The organism is Amycolatopsis sp. NPDC051061, assembly GCF_040682935.1.
GTDB lineage: Bacteria > Actinomycetota > Actinomycetes > Mycobacteriales > Pseudonocardiaceae > Amycolatopsis.
Genome location: NZ_JBFBBZ010000004.1, coordinates 176,155 through 194,986, shown reverse-complemented (window position 1 = coordinate 194,986; position 18,832 = coordinate 176,155). Strand labels below are relative to the sequence as shown.

Here is an 18,832-nt window from a genome sequence, read left to right as displayed (position 1 = left end):
CCCTGCCGCCGTCGCCGCCACAGTACGGAATGTTTCCATACTTTCTCTGTACGATCGTCTCCCGTGGACGATTACCGCGCGCTCGAGAACCTGATCGCTTCGTACGCCGCGCTGGTCGACGCGGGGGACTTCGACGGCGTCGGCGTGCTGTTCGCGGACGGGGCGTTCGTGGGCAGCGGCGGGGCCTTCCGCGGCGCCGAGGTCACGCGGATGCTGCGTGACACGGTGATCGTCTACGACGACGGGACCCCGCGGACCAAGCACGTCACGACGAACATCGCGCTGGAGGTGTCCGGCGACACGGCGTCCGGGCGGGCCTACTTCACCGTGCTGCAGGCCGCGCCGGGGTTGCCGCTGCAGACGATCGCGGCGGGCCGGTACGCGGATCGGTTCACGCGCACCGCGCACGGGTGGCGATTCACCGAGCGCCGGGCCACGGTCGACCTCGTCGGCGACGTCGGCCACCACCTGCGGACCCGGCCGTAACGACCCGCTGACCTGCGACGACTTCGGAGAAACGATCCGAAGGAGCCGGTCATGGGCGCGATGCCGCACGACTCCCGGCCGCTCATGGTGTTCGGCCTGCGCTTCCCCGGCGGCATGGTGGACGAAGGCGATCTGCTCGCCGCGGTGGAGCTGCAGGCCCAGCTCGGGTCGGCCGTGCGGCTCGTCGAGGCCGAGTCGCTCACGGAGGAAGAAATCCGGTCGGACCTCGTCCTGATCGGCGGTAATTCCCTGACCGGAAGCGTCCTCGAACGGTTGGACGGCGTGCTCTCGCTCGGGTTCGCCGAGAACGGCTCCTCCGTCTACGACCGCAAGTCCGGCTTCGCGGCCTCGCCCCGCTACGACGACGCGGGGGAGCCGCGCGTCGACTACGGGCTGGTCGTCCGCGCCGCGAACCCGTTCGCCCCGGAGACCGCCGAGGTCGTGGTCGTCGCGGGGTGCGGGAGCCACGGGACCGCCGCCGCGGCCGAGGCGTTCGACCAGGCCGAAGCCCTCGGCGGGTACCGGCACTTCGAGGCCCTCGTCGAGACGACCGTCTTCCGCGGCTCCCACCGCGACACGTTCGTCCGCGAAGCCCGGGGGATCGCGTGAAAAGGCCCGGGCTTCCGAAGAAGCCCGGGCCCTGAGCGTCACTTCTGCAGGTCGTAGACCGTCTGGCCGTCGACCGTGGTGGCGGTGAAGTTCGCCGTCACCCACGCGGTGATCTCCGAAGAGCCGCCGCCCGGGCCGCCGCCGCGGCCGCCGTCGATGTAGTACTTGATCTCGCCGGCCGCCACGTACGCCTTGAACTCGTCCAGCGTCGGTGCCGGGTCGGAGCCGCTCCAGCCGCCGATGCCGATCACCGCCTTGCCGCTGGCCAGTTCCAGGGATGCGGCGTTCTGCGAGCCCGTCGTCGCCGCGGCCCACTTCGTCGTCGTCTTCGCCAGCAGTTCGCCGACCGCGCTCGACGACGAGCCCTCACCGCCGCCCATGCCGCCGCCCATCGCGTTCGACGTCGGTCCCGAGGTCGGGATCGAGCCGCTGTGCGCGATCGACGCCGTCTCGACGCCGTAGGCCGCGGTGGAGACACCGAGCGTCAGGACCACCGCCGCCGCGACGACCGTGGCCGCCTTGCGGAAGGTGGGCACGCCCATCACCAGCACCGTGCCGGCCAGCACACCGAGCACCGCCACGATCCAGCGCAGCGCCGGAAACCAGTCCGGCGTGCGGTCGAGCAGGATGAACGACCAGACCGCCGTCGCCACGACCATCCCGGCCAGCGTCGCCCGCGGACCGAGGTGGTCCCGGCCCTGCCAGAGGGCGCGGCCCGAGATCGCGACCAGCGCGGCGATGGCCGGGGCGAGCGCGACCGAGTAGTACGGGTGCACGATGCCGCTCATGTAGCTGAACACGACCGCCGTCACGACCAGCCAGCCGCCCCAGAGGACCAGCGCGAGGCGCGTCCGGTCGGTGCGCGGCGCGCGGCGGGTGAACCACAGCCCGGCGACCAGCCCGATCAGCGCGGCGGGCAGCAGCCACGAGATCTCCGTGCCGAAGCTCGACCCGAACATCCGGAAGAGGCCCGAAGAGCCGCCGAAGCCGGTGTTGCCACCGCCCATGCCACCGCCGGCGCCGGGCCCGCTGCCGTCACCACCGCCGAAGATGCGCGACAAACCGTTGTAGCCCAAGGCGAGTTCGAGCAGACTGTCCCCTTCGGACCCGCCGATGTAGGGCCGTGACGCCGTCGGCCAGAGGTCGACCAGCGCGATGTACCAGCCGGCCGAGACGACCAGCGCCGCGACCGCGCCGCCGAGGTGCAGCAGCCGCTTGCCGAGCGACGTCGGCGCCGCGATCAGGTACACCAGCCCGAACGCGGGCAGCACCAGGAACGCCTGCATCATCTTCGTCAGGAAGCCGAAGCCGATCGCGACGCCGGCCAGCGCGAGCCACTTCGGGCTGGCCTTTTCCGTGGCCCGCACGACGAAGTAGGCGCCCGCGACCATGAGCAGCACGAGCAGCGCGTCCGGGTTGTTGAAGCGGAACATCAGTGCCGCGACCGGGGTCAGGGCCAGCATCGCGCCGGCCATGAGCCCGGCGATCGGGCCCGAAGTCCGTTTCACCGCCAGGTACAGGATGCCGACGGACGCGACGCCCATCAGCGCCTGCGGGGCCAGCACGGTGAAGCTGGAGAACCCGAAGATCCGCGCGAAGAGCGTGCCGGCCCACAGCGCGGCGGGCGGCTTGTCGACGGTGAGCACGTTGCCCGAGTCGAGCGACCCGAACAGCCAGGCCTTCCAGTCCTGCGTCCCGGACTGCACGGCGGCGGCGTAGAAGGAGTTGCCGTAGCCGGACGCGGTGAGGTTCCAGAAGTAGAGCACGGCGGTCGCGGCCAGCAGCCCGAACACGCTCGGGCGGACCCAGCGCGGTGGGGCGTGCGCCACCGATTCCTTGCGGTGACGCGGTTCCTGCGTCACGGTGTCGGACAGGACGGCGGTCATCAGTACTCCTTCTGGGTAGCGGCCTGGCGGCGCGGGTTGAACACCCAGCCGCGCAGGAGCAGGAACCGGAGCACCGTCGCGGCGAGGTTCGCCAGCACGAGCACGGTGATCTCCAGGACCAGGCCGGGGGTGGTGGAACCGTTGAGCAGGGCCAGCGAGCCGCTCGTCAGGGCGAGGCCGAGGCCGAACACGATCAGCCCTTCGAACTGGTGGCGTCCGGCGCCGGTGCGGCCGCGGATGCCGAACGTCAGCCGGCGGTTCAGCGCGGTGTTCCCGATCGCCGTGACCAGCAGGGCGGCGAAGTTCGCCGGCTGCGCGCCGACGGCCGTCCGCAGCAGCAGGAACAGCACGAGGTAGGCGAGGGTGCTGCTGACGCCGATGGCGGCGAACCGCACGAGCTGCGTCACCAGCCGCGGCGGAACGCCCGGCGCCTCGACGCCGATCGGCTGCCGGCCGAGCTGCTCGCGCAGCCTGCTGATCGGGATCTCGCCGGTGAAGGTGGCCTTGGTGACGCGCGCGATGCCCTTGAGGTCCGCGGTCGCCGTCTTGACGATGTTGACCGACGAGTTCGGGTCGTCGACCCAGTCGACGGGCACCTCGTGGATCCGCAGGCCGGCCCGCTGCGCGAGGACGAGGAGTTCGGTGTCGAAGAACCAGCCGGTGTCCTCGACGTGCGGCAGCAGCTCGCGGGCGACGTCGGCGCGGATGGCCTTGAAGCCGCACTGCGCGTCGCTGAACTTCGCGGCGAGCGCCGAGCGCAGGATCAGGTTGTAGGCGCGGGAGATGAACTCGCGCTTCGGCCCCCGCACGACTCGCGCTCCCCGGGCGAGCCTGCTGCCGATGGCGAGATCGGAGTGCCCCGAGAGGAGCGGGGCCACGAGCGGCCCGAGCGCGGCGAGATCGGTGGAGAGGTCGACGTCCATGTAGGCGAGGACGGCGGCGTCGGAGGCCCGCCAGACGGCGTTGAGCGCGCGGCCGCGGCCCTTCTCGTCGAGGTGGTGGACGGCGACCTCGGGGAACTCCCGGGCGAGTCTTTCGGCCACCCGCAGCGTCGCATCGGTGCTCGCGTTGTCGGCGATCGTGATCCGGTAGGGGTAGGAGACGTGTTCGGCCAGGTGCGCGTGCAGCCGGCGGATGCACGGTTCGAGGTCGGTCTCTTCGTTGTAGACCGGGATGACGACGTCGAGGACGGGCTGCGGACCGGCCAGGTCGACCGGGACGGTCCCGGGCCGTGCGGCGGAGGCGGTGGCTGTCATGCCTCATACAGTCGCGGGCCCCGCTTTGGTGATCGTGTGATCGCCCTGTGCGGTTGCTGTGCGCCGGATCCGGCGCCCACCAGGTGGACGCCGGACCCGGGGCTCAGCTGTGCGCCCGCAGCGGGACGACCTCGCCCGGCGACACCGCCCGGCCGGGCTCGGGCCGGGCCGCGGTGGTGCACACGGTCAGCGTGATCAGCGCCGCGTACTTCGGGTGGCGGTCGACGTAGATCTCGCTCGCGAAGCACGCCGTCGCCAGCACCGCGCGGCCCGCGTGGATCTGCTCGAACCCGATGCCCGCCGGGCAGAACAGCCAGACCATGACATCGCCGTCGACCGGGCGGGTCCACAGGATCGCCGGGCGGCGGCCGTCCACCGTGCAGATCCGCGCGCCGGCGAAACCCGTGCGAAGCCGGTGCTGCACGACGATCGCGCGCAGCCGGCCGCGCACGTGGCGGCGGGCCGCGCGCCAGTAGAAGACCCAGTTGAACGCCACCACCAGGGCGACCAGGGACCAGACCAGCCCGAGCTGAAGGGCGACGTTGATCAGGACGTAGGGCAGGAGCGTCACGCCGAGGGCCTCGTAACGCCAGTGGTAGAGCCACAGGAGGGGGTTGGGCCGCTTGACGTGGGTCAGCTGCCGGGCCAGTTCGGTCGCGTGGTGGTGGTCGCGGGTCATGACCGTGCTCCTTTCCCGCCGTCGGCGGCCGCGACCGCGGGCGCCGAGCGAACGACTCCGGTGCCGGCGCAGGCCGGGCAGGCCACGCCGTCGGTGAGGGTGAGGCCGTGGCCGCCGCAGGAACCGCAGGCGTGCACGGTGTCCCAGCGGGGGTCGCGGTAGACGCGGGTGCCTCGGGCCCCGCGCCGGACTTCCCAGCCGCGCGCGGTGGCGCGGGCGTCTTCGTCGGCGGCGAACAGCCACTCGCCGAGGCGGAGCACCAGCCGGTCGAACCAACCGGGCTCGCGGGACGTAGGTAGGTTGTGGTCTGGCATCGTGACACCCCCGGCAACACCGCTCGGACTCGGACGGGCGGCCCGGCAAGGGCGCCCACGGGCGGCTCGGGGAGGCCGCCGGGCACTTTGCGTAATGCCCCAGCTGCGCGTGGTTGCGTCCGCTACGGCGAACAGGGGGCCCGCGAGCAGGGGTTTCAACCCGTTCGGGCGAGTCGACCCCAGTCCGCACCAAGAAAGAGTCGCCGGTGGGATAGAGTGCGCTCTGTGTCCACATTCTGTCACCTCCCTACCTATGCCTACTGGTGTAGGTAAGACTGATGTCGCAGGCTTACCTACATTCTACGTCGACCGGGGCACGGTCGATAGGTACTGATGTGGTAACGGCCGAGGCCGTGGGGGCCGAACTTCGCCGGCTGCGGAAGGCCGCCGGGCAGACCCAGGCGGACGTGGCCCGGATCGTGGGCGTGAGCCGCGCGAACCTGACGCAGTGGGAGACCGGCCGCTACCTGCCGTCGGCGGAGAACGCGCGGTTGCTCGATGATCACTTCCGCGCGGCAAACGCCCTGGTGGGGATGGCTGAGGCGGCCCGCTCGCCCGGGCCGGTGACCGCCGGGAACCTGACCACCGGGGGCTCACTGCTGGAGGTCTTCCGCCGGGCCGGGACCAGTCTCGCCGAGGAGCTGATCCGCGACGGGAACGGCCGCCCGGTCGGCTGGCGGCACAACCTCCAGAAGCGGGGCGCGCACACGACGCTCGCCACCGCCTACGGGATCAGCGCGATGGACGTGGTAGGCGAGCCCTACATCGGCCTACATGCGCTCGTCGACGATCTCTACGCGAAGCGTTCGGAGTTCGGCTGGCAAGGCCGGTCGGGCGGCCGCCGCCCCGAGGTCACGGCGGCGGTCGTGGGCGCGCTGTTCCAGGCCAGCACCATCCTCTCGGCCGAGGAGGGGCTGGCGCACCTCGAGCACTCGCTCGACGACCGCAGCCGGACGCGGCCGTTCCTGTTGTCGGCCGCGCTGCGGACTTCGGTCCGGCTCGCGTCGGACGCGCCGCTGACCCGGCGCCTTACGGACGATCTCCTCGCGGCCCGGCTCGACTTCGACGGCGTCCCGCTCTGGGGCGAGAAGAAGGAGGAGGGACTGGTCGCGCCGGAACCGTCGACCGCGCACACGGCGCGGGCGGTGGTGGCCCTGCGCGAGGTACTTCGCTCCGGGCACGGCAGCGACGAAGTCTCCGACGCCGTCGAAGTCGGCACCCGGTGGCTCGTCGAGCGGGTCCACCCCGACGACGGCGTGTCGGAAGATCTGGCCCTGCCACAGCCCGGCGGGCGTCCGGATGTGCGGATAACGATCAAGCACTTCACCTCCGCCTGGGTTCTCCAGGCGTTGGCCGAGGCGCCACAAGTGCCAGTGGCCAGGCTGAGCCGCGCGCTCAATTCCTTGTGGGAACGCTACGAACCCTCGCGCGGCCTGTGGGCCTGGGGGAGTGGCGATCTTCCCATTTGGATGACCCTGGACGCCGTGACGGCTTTGCGCACGATCGCGCTGGCTTTCCCGGCGTCGCAGTTCCTCCCTTCATCAGCCGCAGAATAGAGAAGCCCGCACGATGAGCACGACACCCCCGGTGGTCAACGGCGACCACCCGTTCCCGGGGCAACTCGCGGAAGCCTTGCGCGGCAACGGTTCCCGGCCCGGCTCAAACCAGCTCCAGGCCGCGGCCGAGCACCTCCGCGCCCACCGCGGCGCGTTCGGGGCCTGGCTGCGCGACCTGGCCGCCGACGCGCCCGCCGTCGCGGAGATCGCGAAACGCTCGTACTGGCATCCCAACGGCTTCGCGAAGATCGTCCTCCACACGGGCGTCGAACCCGAGTTCCGCGTCCGGCTCCACGTCTGGCCGGAGAGCGAAACGGTGTCCCGCGGCGAGTCCAACCCGCACAGCCACCGCTGGGAGTTCGCCTCCCACGTGCTGGCCGGCACCGGCATGCACATGGTCGAGTTCACCGAGACCACCGAGCGGGGCAAGCCCTTCCGGCGGTTCCGGTACGGCGCCGACCCGGCGAATCCGGCCGCCCTGGTCTCCGACGGCGAAGTGCGGCTCAAACGCCGGGCGGTGCCGCACGTCCAGACCGGCGACGTCTACACGTGCGACACCTCGATCGTCCACACGGTCCGGCCGGTCGACGCCGGGCTGACCGCGACGGTCGTGGTCCAGGGCCCCCGCCGGACGCCCACCACCGTTGTCTACTGCGAGCCGGGGGAAAGCGACGACCAGCCGAACTTCGACCTCACCGAAGAAGACTTCCAGGAGCTCGTGACCGCCGTACTGGCGAGCCTGGACAGCGAGGTCGCACCATGGCCCTCGTGAAGCGGCAGCAGCGCGGGGTGCTCACCGACCGGGCGATCCGGCGCGCCCACGCGACCGGCGCGCTGCGGGTGGATCCGTTCGACGCCGCGCTCGTGCGGCCGGCGGCGCTCAGCCTGCGGCTCGGGCACGAGGCGTTCTCCCTGGTGACGCACGGGCCGGTCGACGTCGCGGACCGGTCGACCCACCCCGAGCTGGTCCCGAAGGAACCGGACGGCCGCGGACGGCTGGCCGTCGAGCCCGGCGAGGTCGTCCTCGCGCCGACCCTGGAGAAGATCGGCCTTTCCGAGAACCTGGCGGGTCTCGTCGACGGGATCAGCGACTACGCGCGGCTCGGGATCGGCGTCGTGCTGTGCGGGCAGGTCAGCCCCGGCTTCGGCCGGGAAACGGGCGCCGTGCTCACGCTGGAGATCGTCAACCACCTCCGGCACCCGGTGCTGGTGTATCCAGGCGCCCGGATCTGCAACTTGATGCTGTTCGCTTCGACCGGGAGCGAGCGGCCCTACGGGGCCATGCCGCACAACTATTCGAGCGACCACGCGGTCGTCGCGTCCCGATTGGCGGATCATGTCCGGCACGACTGAGCTTTGCCTCGGCGACCTGGGTGAGCGGGGTATCCAGGACCACGTCCTGCGGCCGAGGTACGGCGGCACCGAAGGTTTCGGCGACGACAGCGCGTTCCTGGCGACGGTGGACAGGCCGAGCGAGCTCGTCGCGACGACCGACAGCTGCCCCACCCCCGTCGTCGACCTCCTGCGCGAACCCGACTTCTTCAACGCGGGCTGGCTGCTGGCCACGATCAACCTGTCCGACCTGGCCGCGGCCGGAGCCGAACCACTCGGGCTCGTCGTCAACTACACGCTGCCCAAGACGACCACCGTGCGGGCGTTCGAGCGCCTGCTCGACGGCGTCGACGCCTGCTGCGCCGCCCACGGCACGAAGGTCGCGGGCGGGGACATCCGGGACGGCTCCGTCGTCCAGCTGACCGCGACGGCCATCGGGCAGTGTGCTCCGGGAAGCAGGCTGCGGCGGTCCGGCGCGAAGGCCGGAGACCGCCTTCTGCTGGTCGGTTCCCCCGGTTACCTTTGGGCCGCGGCGCTGCTGGAGACCGGGCGGGCGCAGGTCCCGGCCAAGACCCGGAACGAGATCTGGCGGCGCGCTTGCCGCCCGATGGCCCAGCTGAAGGCGGGCCAGGTGCTGGCCAAGGCCGGGCACGCGCGGGCGGCGATGGACGTCTCCGACGGGCTGTTCGCCACGGTCCGCACGCTGTGCGAAGCGAACGGTCTCGGCGCGGTGGTCACCGGGGAGTTCGCGCTCGACGGGCCCGTCGCCGAAGTGGCCGCCCAGTGCGGGGTGCCGGCGTTCGACCTCGCCCAGACCTGGGGTGACTGGGGTCTGGTCGTGGTGGCCGAAGACGCCGGTCTGGTCGAGAAGACGCTGTACGCGGAAGGCATCGCGGCGCAGGAGATCGGGACGCTCACCGCGGACGAGCAGCTGATCGCGGGAACCGCTCCGTGGCAAGGGATCGCCCAGGAGCGGTTCTCGGCCAGCTCGTGGCACGGCGGTGAACTGTCCACTTTGGTCACCGAGGTGCTGGGTGTCTAGCTGTGCGCCCGCAACGGGACGACGTTGCTCGGCAGCACCGACCGCTCACGCGGGGCCTCGGTCGGGCTGATCGTCAGCGTCACGAGGCTCGCGTACCTCGGGTGGCGGTCGACGTACACCTCCGGGACCGCGCACGCCGCCGCGAGGACCGCGCGATTCCGGTGCAGGTGCTCGAACGCCTCGCGGCCGAACAGCGACACCACGACGTCGCCGCCGCGGGGGCGGCACCACAGGATCGCCGGGCGGCGGCCGCCGGGCAGGCGCAGCAGCGGGAACGCCGCGCGCAGGCGGTGCTGCAGCCGGACCGCCCGGAGCCGGGTCCGCAGCTGGTGGCGCCGCAGCACCGCCCAGCCGAATGCGGTGGCGAAGACCGCCGACGTCCACAGTGGGCCGGCCCACAGCGCGAACGTCACCAGGCCGTAGGGGAGCAGCGTCACCGCCAGGATCTCCCACCGCCAGTGGTAGAGCCGCGCGGGGAACGACGCTTGCCTGCTGGTCATTTCCGTGTTCCTTCCGGTCAGCCGGCGGCGCAGAAGGCCGCCGAAGTGTCGTGACATACGTCCGGCGGCGATGCCGGCCACGAGGGCCGCGAGGATCGCCGGCCCGGACGTCATGTCGGGATCCGGGTCTTCGGGGCAGGTTCGGGCCGGCGGTCGCGGTCCCGGCCGAGCTGCCAGGTCCAGCGCCATCCCGCCCAGATCGCGACGACCGACCCCAGCAGGACCAGCACGAAGGCCTGGCCGACGAGCCCGTCGAGCGGCGCGAGCCGCAGCAGCACCAGCAGTGCCCAGACCTGCGTGGCGGTGAACGGGATGACGAGCCCGGCCGCGTAGACGCCCCGGCGCCAGCGGCTCCGGCGCGGTGCGGTGGTGTTGGGGTCCATGAATGCCCTCCTCTGCCCGTGGATCCAGGAAACCTCCGGCTCGCCGCGCGGTCTGTGTCAGCTGACACAGAAGGCGGGATTCAGCTCGCCAATCGCCGAAGTTCGGCCAGGCGGTGGATCGTCACCTGTCTTCTGCCGGTGCTGATCACGCCCTGGCGGCGCAGATCGCGCGTCGCGCGCGCCCAGGACTCGCGGGAGATCGCCGCGGTCATCGCCAGCTCGGCCTGCGTCGCCGGGACCGCGATCTCGATGTCCTGACCCCGCGGCGTGCCGTGCTGGATCGCGAGCTGCATCAGCTGCGCGGCCACCCGCCGCGCCGCGGCGCCGCCCCCGAGCTCCAGCCACTGCCGGCCGACCGACCGCAGCCGCGTCGACAGCACGAGCAGCAGGGCCCACGAGATCCGCGACCGCGTCCGGCACAGCGAGGCGAAGCGGTCACCGGGGACTTCGAGCACGTCCACGTCGTCGAGCGCTTCGACGGTCGCCGAGCGCGGCTGCGCGTCGATCGCGGCCAGCTCACCGATGACGTCCCCCGTGCCGCGCACCCCGACGACGACCTCGCGCCCGTCCGGCGTCCCGTGCACGATCCGCACGTGCCCGGCGAGCAGCACCAGGACAACGCTGGAGCGCTCGCCTTCCCGGCAGAGGGTCCCGCCGCGCGGGTAGGTGCGCCGCGTGGCGGATTCCGCCAGCACCCGCCGATCGGCCGGGCCCAGGTCGGCCCAGAATCCCGTCGGTTCCACGTCCCCACCTCGTTTCCGGTCCTACGCGGTGATGTCCTCCTGTGGTGCACGGGCTTCGGGCGCGTAGAGCCGGCCGCGAAGCCGTTCTTGGCCGAGCCTGATGTGGACGGCCTGGGTGAAGGCGGCGTCGTCGATGCCGGGATAGCCGTGCCGCACGACCGCGCGGTGGATCTCCTGCGACACGGCGAGCGCGAGCGGCGCGGTCGTCTCGCGCAGCCGCCGCTTGAGTTCCGGGGCATCGACGAGACGGCAGGCGATATCGACGTCCTCGCCGTACGGCCCGCGGCTGTCCCGGTGCACCTCACCGGCGTGCACGGCGACGCGCAGCCGGAAGGCGAGGCCGGGCAAGGTGCGGGCGTGCTTTTCCAGCAGATCGGTGAGCGCCGGGACGAAGGTCGCGAGCAGCAGCGTCTTCGGCAACTGGTCGAAGGGCCGGATCAGGCACAGCGCCCCGTCGCCGCGATCGACGAAGGGATCCCGGTGCTTCTTGCCGATGCCGCCGGCCGCGAGAGCTTCGTCGAGCAGCTCGAAGAGGACTGAGCGGAGCTGGGAACGCACCGAGTTCGTCCGCGTCGTCGACCCTTCGATGTCGACCGCCACGATGGCCCGGTGCCGCGGTAGGTCAGCTGGAGTACTCATGTCCCGCTCCCTGCCTTCAGGTTAGAACTGAAGTTCAGTCAACTTCACTGTAGGGGGTGGAGTACCTTGGAACAACCGAGCTGAATCGGCGTTACCCGTTTGGTGCTAGCAAGTTTGGGGCAGCGTAACGTTTCGGCTCCGGCTCCGGCAGGTCGCCGATCATGATTCAAAGCCCCGGGAGTACTATCTGAGCACTCGCCAGCGGTACTGAAATTTCCTGAAAGGTGGCGGTGGCCGTGTCTGCAGTCGCGCCACACGCGCTCGCCCGCCGGCTCAAGGGGCTGCGCGCGGAGCATTGGCCAGATGCCGGACTGACCCAGGCTCAGCTGGCCCAAGCGCTCGGCGGGCTCAGCATCTCGCTGATCTCCTCGTGGGAGAACGCCGACAAGCCGACCCGCCCACCGGTCCGGCGACTGGAAGCTTATGCGACGGTTTTCGCGACCCGGCGTTCGTGGGACGGTCGGTCCTTGCGAGTCCTCCCACTCGAAGAACTGACGGACGACGAGCAGGACCGGCGCAAGGCACTGCTGGACGAGCTGCTGTGGCTGAGGGAACGCAACGAACTCGCCCCGGCCGGATCCGAAGCGGCCGACTTCTGGACCTTCGACGCGCCGGATCAGTGGATCACCATCGTCTGCGCCCTTCTTCCGGAGAAGTATCGCCAGCACCTCAGCTATGCGGACCCGGAGAGCGCCGACTTCGTGTCGCTCTACACGTACGCGGACCCGGACGCGCTGGTTGAACTGTTCGGGCACATCCGGGCGCGCAATCCCGAGAACCCGGTCAACTTCCACACCGCCGACGAACTCACCGCGGACGACTACACGAGTCACCTCGTCCTGCTCGGCGGTGTCGACTGGAACTCCGTGACCAAAGATGTCATCGAACGCGTGGACCTGCCCGTAGCGCAGGTCGGCCGCACCGTCGGGATGGAGCACGGGGCCTTCCAGGTGCGGCAGCACGGCGGGTCGGAACTGATCGAGCCCACGCTCGACGACGCGGGTCACTTGCTCGAGGATGTCGCCCACTTCTATCGGGGCGTATCTCCGTTCAACCGAAAGCGCACCGTGACCGTATGCAACGGTATGTACGGTCGTGGCACGCTGGGCGCAGTAAGGGCACTGACGGACCCCCGATTCCGGGACCGGAACAGTGAGTACGTCCGACAGCGTTTCGGCGACATGGAATCCTTCAGCATCATCAGCCGGGTGCCTGTCGTCGGTGGGCAGGGTCTGACCCCGGACTGGACCCTTGAGGAGAACCGGTTGCACGAGTGGCCCGAGGCTTCCGCGTGAACGCACGACAGCACCAGTCACACCGTGATCTGCTCACCGCGATCGTTCCGGACGACGCGCCGCGGGCACCGCTGGACGCGATCATCGTGCCCAACGGCCGGCCTGCCGCCTACTTGGAGCAGGCCATCACGGCGGCAAAACACCAGGACGCGCACCTCTTGCTGCTGTGCAGCCTGCGCGCGGACGTTTCGACTGCGGCGCTGACGGCCAAACGAGCTGGTGTCCGGGTGACGGCTGTCGATGTGGATTTGCTGCCCGAGCGAGTCGTGCCCCCGTTCGCCACGGACAAACTCCTCCAGTTCCACTTCACCCGGTTCCACCGGCCCGTCGACACCAGCCTGAAGCGGAACCTCGGCCTGCTCGTCGCGAGTCTCGCCGGCTGGCAGCGCATCCTCTTCCTCGACGACGACATCGTGCTCCCCGATCCCGGCGACCTCACCGCCGCGGCCGGTCTTCTCGATGACTACCCGGTCGTCGGATTGGCGAACGCGGGGATGCCGGACAACTCGGTGGTCTGCCACGCCTTCCGCGACGCCGGCGGCGACCAGGACACCTTCATCGGCGGCGGTGCTATGGCCGTCGGGGAACCCGCGTTCAGTTCGTTCTTCCCCAATATCTACAACGAGGACTGGTTCTTCCTCCTCGACGGGCGGCGGCTGCGGCCGTCGGCGGTAACCGGCACGGCTTTCCAGTACGACTACGACCCGTACAACGATCCGCGGCGAGCGCGCGGCGAAGAGCTGGGGGACACCCTTGCCGAGGGCGTGTTCGGCCTCTTGGACATCGGACTCGGCCTCGCCGATGCCGACGAGAAGTACTGGCGCGCCTTCCTGCCCGAGCGACGGCACATGATCGGGATGACCATCGAGGGTGTGCAGGCCACGGATATCGAGCCGCCCCAGAAGGCCAGAATGGTCGCCGCGCTCAAGGCCGCTATCGGGCGCAGCCACCTGATCACGCCGGAACTGTGTGTGGGGTACCTGCGGGCTTGGCAGGAGGACTGCGTCCGCTGGCACAAGCACCTTCGCGAACTGCGGCGCGACCACCGCGGGGGCTTGGGCATCGACGACGCACTCACCACATTGGGCATCGGCCACCTCGCCCAGCCGGGTGTCGACGGCCGGATCAGCGCTGGCGCGAAGATCAGTTCGGGCGGGCGGCGCCGACTGGCTCCCGCTGGTCGTTGACGTCGTCGCGGCCGGGCTTGCGCAGCGTCAAGGCAGCCCACACAGACGACGCCCGCTGATCGCTCTCCTCGAGGACCTGACGGGGCTTCTCGACCATATCCGGTGTCAGATCTTTAACCATTACAAAGCATTCTTCGGGCTCGTAAGTCCCGTGTGCGTTGCACACGACGATGCCGTGCTTCCAGTGCGCGAAGTCGATTTGCTCGTACATCCGGATAGCACGTTTGTTGTCGGTGCGGACGGCCAGCGCGACCTGCTTGTGGTTGCCGCGACTACGCAGTTCGTCTTCGGCTGCGGCGATCAGCTGTCGGCCGATACCGCAGCTGCGCTTGTCCGGGAGAACCTCCAGTTGCATGAGCAGCGGGACATTCCCGAGGTTATCGAAGATGGCTTTTTCCTCGGCCTGCTCCAGCCACAAGTACATCATTCCGACGACTTCGCGACCCAGCCAGGCAGCGAACAGCACACCCTTGTCATTCTGCTGGCGGCCGAGCCGATCGCGGAGCAGACGCTCCTCTCCGAACGCCTTGACGAGCTTCTTGATATTGCGGCGCTTGATCCGCCGCACCCGCACGTCGAGCTGCATCATCGGAAAGGGGACTCCTCGCCTGGTGATTGTCCGGTCCTGGCCCAGGCGGTCAGAGGGTGTCCGCAGTGTCCAGCGTGTGAATCCAAGCACATGGGATTCGGGCCGGAGGATTCGGGCCGGATTCGGCAGGGCTTCAGTTGGCGCAAACTCGAGAAATATACGCCTGACCTGCGGCCGCGCCTTGCGCGAGACCCGCAGGCAGCTATCGCCGGCGTTCAGAAAACCCGCCGGCCAAGCTCGACTCGCCTCTCGGTGCCGGCGGTGCTGCGGCCAGGTCCTTCACGAGGACGTAGCAGCGCTCCGGTACTTCCAGCACCCCGCCGTCCGGCAAGATCGCCTGCGCGTAGCAAATGACCTCGCCGTGGCCCCAGTCCTCGAAGCCCAGCCGGTCGTACAGCCGAGCTGCGGCCGGGTTGTCCGTGCGGACCGCAAGGGCGACCCGCTCGTGGCCGTGCTCGATGAGGTGCTCCTCCACCGCCTCCACCAGGGCCGGGCCGACGCCGCAGTTGCGCAGCTCCGGGTGAATCTGCAGGTGGGTGAGCAGGGCGACGTCCGGCAGATGCCAGCGGATCGGGGGCTCTTCGGCCGCCTCCAGCCACAGGTAGACCGCGCCGGCGGGACGGTTGCCGAGCCATGCGAAGAAAAGCACGCCCTGGTCCTTCTGCTGGCGCGTCCAACGATCGATGAGGAATCCGCCGTCGCCGAGGGCCGCCGCGAACAGCGGCAGGTCTGCGGATCGGGCCCGCCACACGTGGGGCTCGGTCATCTGCGGAGACTCCGTTTCTCCCGGTACCTCCATAGTGCCGGAGTCCAGAATCGGTACTCAGGCCGCCGCCGTGAGATCGAAAACGGTCACGCCGTCCACGGTCGTCGACTGGTACGTCGCCGCCACCCACTCCGCGATCTCCTCGGCGGCGTCCGAACCGGTGGAACCCTGCATCGTCATCCCGTCGCCGAGGAAGTAGTGGATCTGTCCGTTCGCCACGTACTGCTTGAACTGGTCCAGCGTCGGATACGGGTCCGTCCCGTTGAAGCCGCCCACCGCCATCACCGGTGCGCCACTGGCCAGCTGGTATCCCGCCGCTGCGTTGGACAGCACGGTGGCAGCCGTCCAGGTGTAGCGGGACGCGTCCTGCTGCAGCAACGCTGTCAAAGAAGCGCCAGGCAGCGTCGTCGAGAGCAGGGATCCCGGGCCGCCGCCACGACCGCCACCGAAGCCGCCGCGGCCACCGCCCGGACCGCCACCGAAGCCCGATGACGGACCCGCCGACGGGATCGCCCCGCTATGGGTGGTCGCCGCCGTTGCCACGGTGTATGCGCCGGTGCCGGCCAGCGCCACGACCAAGGCGGACGCGGCCACGGCGGACGCCGCCCAGCGGGTCAGGTGCGCCGCGAAGAACACGCCCACTGTCGCCAGCAGACCGCCGACGAGCACGAACGGAGCCAGCCACGGCTGCCACGACGAGCCCGACAGCAGCAGGTACGTCGTCACCGCCGTCAAAGCCACGCCGCCGCTCAAGACGCCCGCCGCCGCGGGGTTCGATCGGAGCCGCCACAGCTGGACCGCCGCCGTGCCGACCAAAGCGCCCACCGCCGGGGCCAGCGCCACCGTGTAGTACGGGTGGATGATCCCGCCCATGTAGCTGAACACCAGCGCCGTCACCAGCAGCCAGCCGCCCCACAGCAGCAGGGCCGCGCGCGAACGGTCGGTGCGGGGCGCGCGGCGGGTGAACCACAGGCCCGCGAGAAGCGCCAGCAGCGCCGCAGGGATCAGCCACGCGATCCCGCCCGCCATCTCGCTGCCGAACAGCCGGGTCAAGCCCGTCGAACCCCAGCCACGACCCGCGCCGCCGCCGACGCTGCCGACCTCGTCGCCGGTGATCCGGCCGAAGCCGTTGTAGCCGAACACCAGCTCCCACAGTGAGTTCGACTGCGACCCGCCGATGAAGGGGCGCGAAGCCGCCGGCCACAACGCGACGACCACCAGGTACCAGCCCGCCGCGACGATCGTCGCGGCCAGCGCGCCCAGCAGGTGCAGCAGCCGCTTGCCCAGCGACACCGGCGCGGCGACGAGGTAGGCGAGAGCGAACGCCGGCAGCACCAGGAACGCCTGCAGCATTTTGGCCAGGAAGCCGAACCCGACCGCGACGCCGGCCAGCGCGAGCCAGCGCGGGCTCGCCTTCTCGCACGCGCGGACCACGCAGTACGCGCCCGCGACCAGCAGCAGCACGAGCAGCGCGTCGGGGTTGTTGAAGCGGAACATCAGCGCCGCCGCGGGCGTCAGGGCCAGCACCAGACCGGCGACGAGCCCGGCGGCCGGGCCGGAGGTCCGCCTGACCGCCGCGTGGAGCAGCCAGACCGAGCCGACGCCCATCAGCGCCTGCGGCACCAGGATGCTCCACGCGTTGACGCCGAACACCCGCGCCGACAGGCTCATCACCCACAGCGCGGCCGGGGTTTTGTCCACGGTGATCGCGTTCGCGGCGTCGCTGGAACCGAAGAACAGCGCCTTCCAACTCGCCGACCCGGCCTGCGCGGCCGCCGAGTAGAAGGCGTTGGCCCAGCCCGACGCGCCGAGGCCCCACAGGTAGAGCACGGCGGTCCCGAGCAGCAGGACAGCCAGCGCCGGCCGGTGCCAGGTGGAAGGGGCGGGCAGGGACGGTGTCACGACGGTTTCGCGCGACGCGAGTGCGGCTTTTCGGGGGTTGCGGGTGGCGGAGCCCCCGGCCCGGGGCGAAGCCCCGGATGTCACAGCGGTCATGAGCTCAGCTTCCGGTCTCCAGCTGGGGCCGGCTTGTGCCGACGCTGTGCACTCGCTGTGCGGGCACGGCCACGGGCAGGCGCACCGCGAACTCCGTCCGGCCGGGGCGGCTGTGCACCTCGATCGTGCCGTGGTGGGCGACGACGACGGCGCACGCGATCGCCAGCCCGAGCCCGGTGCTGCCGGCGGTCCGGGAGCGCGACGAGTCGCCGCGGGCGAACCGCTCGAAGACGTCCGGGAGCAGGTCCGGTGCGATGCCGGGACCGTTGTCGGTCACCGTGAGCACGGCGCTGTGGGTGTCCTTGGTGCGAGCGAGCGAGGTCGTCACCGTCGTGCCGGGCGGGGTGTGCGTGCGGGCGTTGGCCAGCAGGTTCGCCAGCACCTGGTGCAGCCGTTGGACGTCGCCGAACACGAGCACCGGATCCGGCGGCAGCTCGAGGAGCCACCGGTGCTCGCGCCCGGCGACCCTGGCGTCCCCGACGGCGTCGGCGACCAGCCGGGTGAGGTCGATGTCGCGCACGTCGAGCGGGCGGCCCGCGTCGAGCCGGGCCAGCAGCAGGAGGTCCTCGACGAGCGCGCTCATCCGGACGGCTTCGGACTGGATGCGGCTCATCGAATGCGCGACGTCCGGCGGCACCAGCGCGCTGCCGCGGGCGGCCAGCTCGGCGTACCCGCGGATCGCGGCCAGCGGCGTCCGCAGCTCGTGGCTGGCGTCCGCGACGAACTGGCGGGCGCGCAGTTCGCTGCCGTGCCGGGCTTCCAGGGCCTGCGCGACGTGGCCGAGCATCAGGTTCAGCGCCGAGCCGACCTGGCCGACCTCGGTCCGCGGGTCGGTGTCGGACTCCGGCACTCGGATGGACAGCGCCACCTGGCCGCGGTCGAGCGGCAGCTCGGTGACGCGCCCGGCGGTGGCCGCGACGCGCTCGAGCGGCCGCAGCGTCCGGCGGACCGCGAACGCGCCGAGGAAGGCCGCGCCGAGCACGCCCGCGGCGGCGACGCCGAACAGGATCAACCCGACGGTCAGCAGCGTGTCGGTGACCGGCTTCAACGGCAGGCCGGTGACCACGACGTCGGACGTCCCGGGAACCGGCAGCGCCATCAGGCGGTACTCGCCGAGGTCGCCGAAGGACATCGTGTGCGGCTTGCCGTCGGTGGGCACCGAGAGCAGCACGGCCTGCTGGGCCGCGGTGAGGTTCAGGCGCGAACCGTGTTCGGAGATGCTGTCGTCGTGGACGAGCCGCTGCCCGTCGAAGGTGCCGCTCACCGTGCCGACGTTCTGCCCGAGCGGGTGTTCGCCGGCCTGGTCGTCGGGCTGCGGGCCCGCGTCCGCGGGGCGGGCGTTGCTCGCGAAGACGAGCGAGCGCGTCGCCGCGGCGGAGAGCTGCTGGTCGACCTGGCGGGTGAGGAACAGGTCGAGCGCGAACTCGCTGACCACGCCGACGATCAGGCACACCACGGTGAGCAGCACGACCATCGAGCCGGTCAGTTTCGCGCGCAGCGAAAGGCGCCCCCGGCGGGGGTGCGACGGGACGGTTCGCGCGGCCATGGGTTCAGCGTCCGTCCGCGCCGTGTGTG

At 70.8% G+C, this 18,832-nt stretch carries 20 protein-coding genes; 8 read left to right on the top strand and 12 right to left on the bottom strand.

What is annotated here, in order from left to right; translation table 11 throughout:
• Window positions 1-63 precede the first annotated feature (63 nt).
• Together AB0N03_RS07410 and AB0N03_RS07405 are read left to right on the top strand one after the other, a co-directional pair.
• Window positions 64-486, top strand: a complete 423-nt coding sequence (locus AB0N03_RS07410; protein WP_364366824.1) for a nuclear transport factor 2 family protein — start codon at window positions 64-66, stop codon at window positions 484-486.
• Between the two features lie 51 nt (window positions 487-537).
• Entirely contained in the window at window positions 538-1,095 is a 558-nt protein-coding gene (locus AB0N03_RS07405) for a hypothetical protein (protein ID WP_364366821.1), read from the top strand.
• A gap of 38 nt (window positions 1,096-1,133) precedes the next feature.
• On the opposite strand, the gene AB0N03_RS07400 is transcribed toward AB0N03_RS07405, so the two are convergent.
• The 4 genes from AB0N03_RS07400 to AB0N03_RS07385 all read right to left on the bottom strand — a co-directional run bounded on the left by AB0N03_RS07400 (window position 1,134) and on the right by AB0N03_RS07385 (window position 5,230).
• The gene (locus AB0N03_RS07400) at window positions 1,134-2,981 is read right to left on the bottom strand and encodes a glycosyltransferase family 39 protein (protein ID WP_364366819.1); all 1,848 of its coding nucleotides are present in this window, start codon (window positions 2,979-2,981) and stop codon (window positions 1,134-1,136) included.
• The gene (locus AB0N03_RS07395) at window positions 2,981-4,237 is read right to left on the bottom strand and encodes a bifunctional glycosyltransferase family 2/GtrA family protein (protein ID WP_364366816.1); all 1,257 of its coding nucleotides are present in this window, start codon (window positions 4,235-4,237) and stop codon (window positions 2,981-2,983) included. Before AB0N03_RS07395 ends, AB0N03_RS07400 begins: the two co-directional genes overlap by 1 nt.
• A gap of 103 nt (window positions 4,238-4,340) precedes the next feature.
• Window positions 4,341-4,916 (bottom strand): hypothetical protein, encoded by a 576-nt coding sequence (locus AB0N03_RS07390; protein ID WP_364366813.1) that lies wholly within the window; start codon window positions 4,914-4,916, stop codon window positions 4,341-4,343.
• The gene (locus AB0N03_RS07385; protein ID WP_364366810.1) at window positions 4,913-5,230 is read right to left on the bottom strand and encodes a hypothetical protein; all 318 of its coding nucleotides are present in this window, start codon (window positions 5,228-5,230) and stop codon (window positions 4,913-4,915) included. The genes AB0N03_RS07390 and AB0N03_RS07385 overlap by 4 nt, the downstream gene beginning before the upstream one ends.
• Before the next feature lie 335 nt (window positions 5,231-5,565).
• Here AB0N03_RS07385 and AB0N03_RS07380 point away from each other — a divergent pair, with 335 nt between their 5' ends.
• The 4 genes from AB0N03_RS07380 to AB0N03_RS07365 are packed head-to-tail and all read left to right on the top strand — an operon-like array spanning window position 5,566 to window position 9,160.
• Window positions 5,566-6,786: a helix-turn-helix transcriptional regulator gene (locus AB0N03_RS07380; RefSeq protein ID WP_364366807.1), complete on the top strand. Its 1,221-nt coding sequence runs from the start codon at window positions 5,566-5,568 to the stop codon at window positions 6,784-6,786.
• Between the two features lie 13 nt (window positions 6,787-6,799).
• Entirely contained in the window at window positions 6,800-7,558 is a 759-nt protein-coding gene (locus tag AB0N03_RS07375; protein WP_364366804.1) for a hypothetical protein, read from the top strand.
• Window positions 7,546-8,139 (top strand): dCTP deaminase, encoded by a 594-nt coding sequence (gene dcd, locus AB0N03_RS07370; RefSeq protein ID WP_364366801.1) that lies wholly within the window; start codon window positions 7,546-7,548, stop codon window positions 8,137-8,139. The genes AB0N03_RS07375 and dcd overlap by 13 nt, the downstream gene beginning before the upstream one ends.
• Entirely contained in the window at window positions 8,123-9,160 is a 1,038-nt protein-coding gene (locus AB0N03_RS07365) for a thiamine-phosphate kinase (RefSeq protein ID WP_364366798.1), read from the top strand. Before dcd ends, AB0N03_RS07365 begins: the two co-directional genes overlap by 17 nt.
• On the opposite strand, the gene AB0N03_RS07360 is transcribed toward AB0N03_RS07365, so the two are convergent.
• The 4 genes from AB0N03_RS07360 to AB0N03_RS07345 form a co-directional block, all read right to left on the bottom strand.
• Window positions 9,157-9,660, bottom strand: coding sequence for a hypothetical protein (locus tag AB0N03_RS07360; protein ID WP_364366795.1), 504 nt, complete (start codon window positions 9,658-9,660; stop codon window positions 9,157-9,159). The two genes, AB0N03_RS07365 and AB0N03_RS07360, sit on opposite strands and share 4 nt — an antisense overlap.
• Window positions 9,661-9,770: 110 nt before the next feature.
• Entirely contained in the window at window positions 9,771-10,043 is a 273-nt protein-coding gene (locus AB0N03_RS07355; protein WP_364366792.1) for a hypothetical protein, read from the bottom strand.
• 80 nt (window positions 10,044-10,123) lie between these two features.
• A complete protein-coding gene (locus tag AB0N03_RS07350; protein WP_364366789.1) occupies window positions 10,124-10,786 on the bottom strand; it encodes a Crp/Fnr family transcriptional regulator in 663 nt (220 codons plus the stop codon).
• A 21-nt stretch (window positions 10,787-10,807) separates the two neighbouring features.
• Window positions 10,808-11,425 (bottom strand): hypothetical protein, encoded by a 618-nt coding sequence (locus tag AB0N03_RS07345; RefSeq protein ID WP_364366787.1) that lies wholly within the window; start codon window positions 11,423-11,425, stop codon window positions 10,808-10,810.
• Window positions 11,426-11,661: 236 nt separating this feature from the next.
• Between AB0N03_RS07345 and AB0N03_RS07340 the strand changes: the two genes are divergently transcribed.
• Window positions 11,662-12,720, top strand: coding sequence for a helix-turn-helix transcriptional regulator (locus AB0N03_RS07340; RefSeq protein ID WP_364366784.1), 1,059 nt, complete (start codon window positions 11,662-11,664; stop codon window positions 12,718-12,720).
• Window positions 12,717-13,907 (top strand): hypothetical protein, encoded by a 1,191-nt coding sequence (locus tag AB0N03_RS07335; protein WP_364366781.1) that lies wholly within the window; start codon window positions 12,717-12,719, stop codon window positions 13,905-13,907. The genes AB0N03_RS07340 and AB0N03_RS07335 overlap by 4 nt, the downstream gene beginning before the upstream one ends.
• Here AB0N03_RS07335 and AB0N03_RS07330 read toward each other — a convergent pair.
• The 4 genes from AB0N03_RS07330 to AB0N03_RS07315 all read right to left on the bottom strand — a co-directional run bounded on the left by AB0N03_RS07330 (window position 13,864) and on the right by AB0N03_RS07315 (window position 18,803).
• Window positions 13,864-14,496: a GNAT family N-acetyltransferase gene (locus AB0N03_RS07330; RefSeq protein WP_364366779.1), complete on the bottom strand. Its 633-nt coding sequence runs from the start codon at window positions 14,494-14,496 to the stop codon at window positions 13,864-13,866. The two genes, AB0N03_RS07335 and AB0N03_RS07330, sit on opposite strands and share 44 nt — an antisense overlap.
• 202 nt (window positions 14,497-14,698) lie before the next feature.
• Window positions 14,699-15,262, bottom strand: a complete 564-nt coding sequence (locus AB0N03_RS07325) for a GNAT family N-acetyltransferase (RefSeq protein ID WP_364366776.1) — start codon at window positions 15,260-15,262, stop codon at window positions 14,699-14,701.
• Window positions 15,263-15,319: 57 nt separating this feature from the next.
• Complete coding sequence (locus AB0N03_RS07320; protein WP_364366774.1) at window positions 15,320-17,257, bottom strand: glycosyltransferase family 39 protein; 1,938 nt, start codon at window positions 17,255-17,257, stop codon at window positions 15,320-15,322.
• Between the two features lie 4 nt (window positions 17,258-17,261).
• Window positions 17,262-18,803: an ATP-binding protein gene (locus AB0N03_RS07315; protein WP_364366771.1), complete on the bottom strand. Its 1,542-nt coding sequence runs from the start codon at window positions 18,801-18,803 to the stop codon at window positions 17,262-17,264.
• Window positions 18,804-18,832 lie beyond the last annotated feature (29 nt).

Coding starts and splice junctions, on each gene's coding strand:
- AB0N03_RS07400 (WP_364366819.1), bottom strand. CDS start 2,981: ATGACCGCCGTCCTGTCCGACACCGTGACGCAGGAACCGCGTCACCGC.
- dcd (WP_364366801.1), top strand. CDS start 7,546: ATGGCCCTCGTGAAGCGGCAGCAGCGCGGGGTGCTCACCGACCGGGCG.
- AB0N03_RS07365 (WP_364366798.1), top strand. CDS start 8,123: ATGTCCGGCACGACTGAGCTTTGCCTCGGCGACCTGGGTGAGCGGGGT.
- AB0N03_RS07360 (WP_364366795.1), bottom strand. CDS start 9,660: ATGACCAGCAGGCAAGCGTCGTTCCCCGCGCGGCTCTACCACTGGCGG.
- AB0N03_RS07395 (WP_364366816.1), bottom strand. CDS start 4,237: ATGACAGCCACCGCCTCCGCCGCACGGCCCGGGACCGTCCCGGTCGAC.
- AB0N03_RS07330 (WP_364366779.1), bottom strand. CDS start 14,496: ATGATGCAGCTCGACGTGCGGGTGCGGCGGATCAAGCGCCGCAATATC.
- AB0N03_RS07320 (WP_364366774.1), bottom strand. CDS start 17,257: ATGACCGCTGTGACATCCGGGGCTTCGCCCCGGGCCGGGGGCTCCGCC.
- AB0N03_RS07355 (WP_364366792.1), bottom strand. CDS start 10,043: ATGGACCCCAACACCACCGCACCGCGCCGGAGCCGCTGGCGCCGGGGC.
- AB0N03_RS07325 (WP_364366776.1), bottom strand. CDS start 15,262: ATGACCGAGCCCCACGTGTGGCGGGCCCGATCCGCAGACCTGCCGCTG.
- AB0N03_RS07375 (WP_364366804.1), top strand. CDS start 6,800: ATGAGCACGACACCCCCGGTGGTCAACGGCGACCACCCGTTCCCGGGG.
- AB0N03_RS07390 (WP_364366813.1), bottom strand. CDS start 4,916: ATGACCCGCGACCACCACCACGCGACCGAACTGGCCCGGCAGCTGACC.
- AB0N03_RS07345 (WP_364366787.1), bottom strand. CDS start 11,425: ATGAGTACTCCAGCTGACCTACCGCGGCACCGGGCCATCGTGGCGGTC.
- AB0N03_RS07405 (WP_364366821.1), top strand. CDS start 538: ATGGGCGCGATGCCGCACGACTCCCGGCCGCTCATGGTGTTCGGCCTG.
- AB0N03_RS07385 (WP_364366810.1), bottom strand. CDS start 5,230: ATGCCAGACCACAACCTACCTACGTCCCGCGAGCCCGGTTGGTTCGAC.
- AB0N03_RS07315 (WP_364366771.1), bottom strand. CDS start 18,803: ATGGCCGCGCGAACCGTCCCGTCGCACCCCCGCCGGGGGCGCCTTTCG.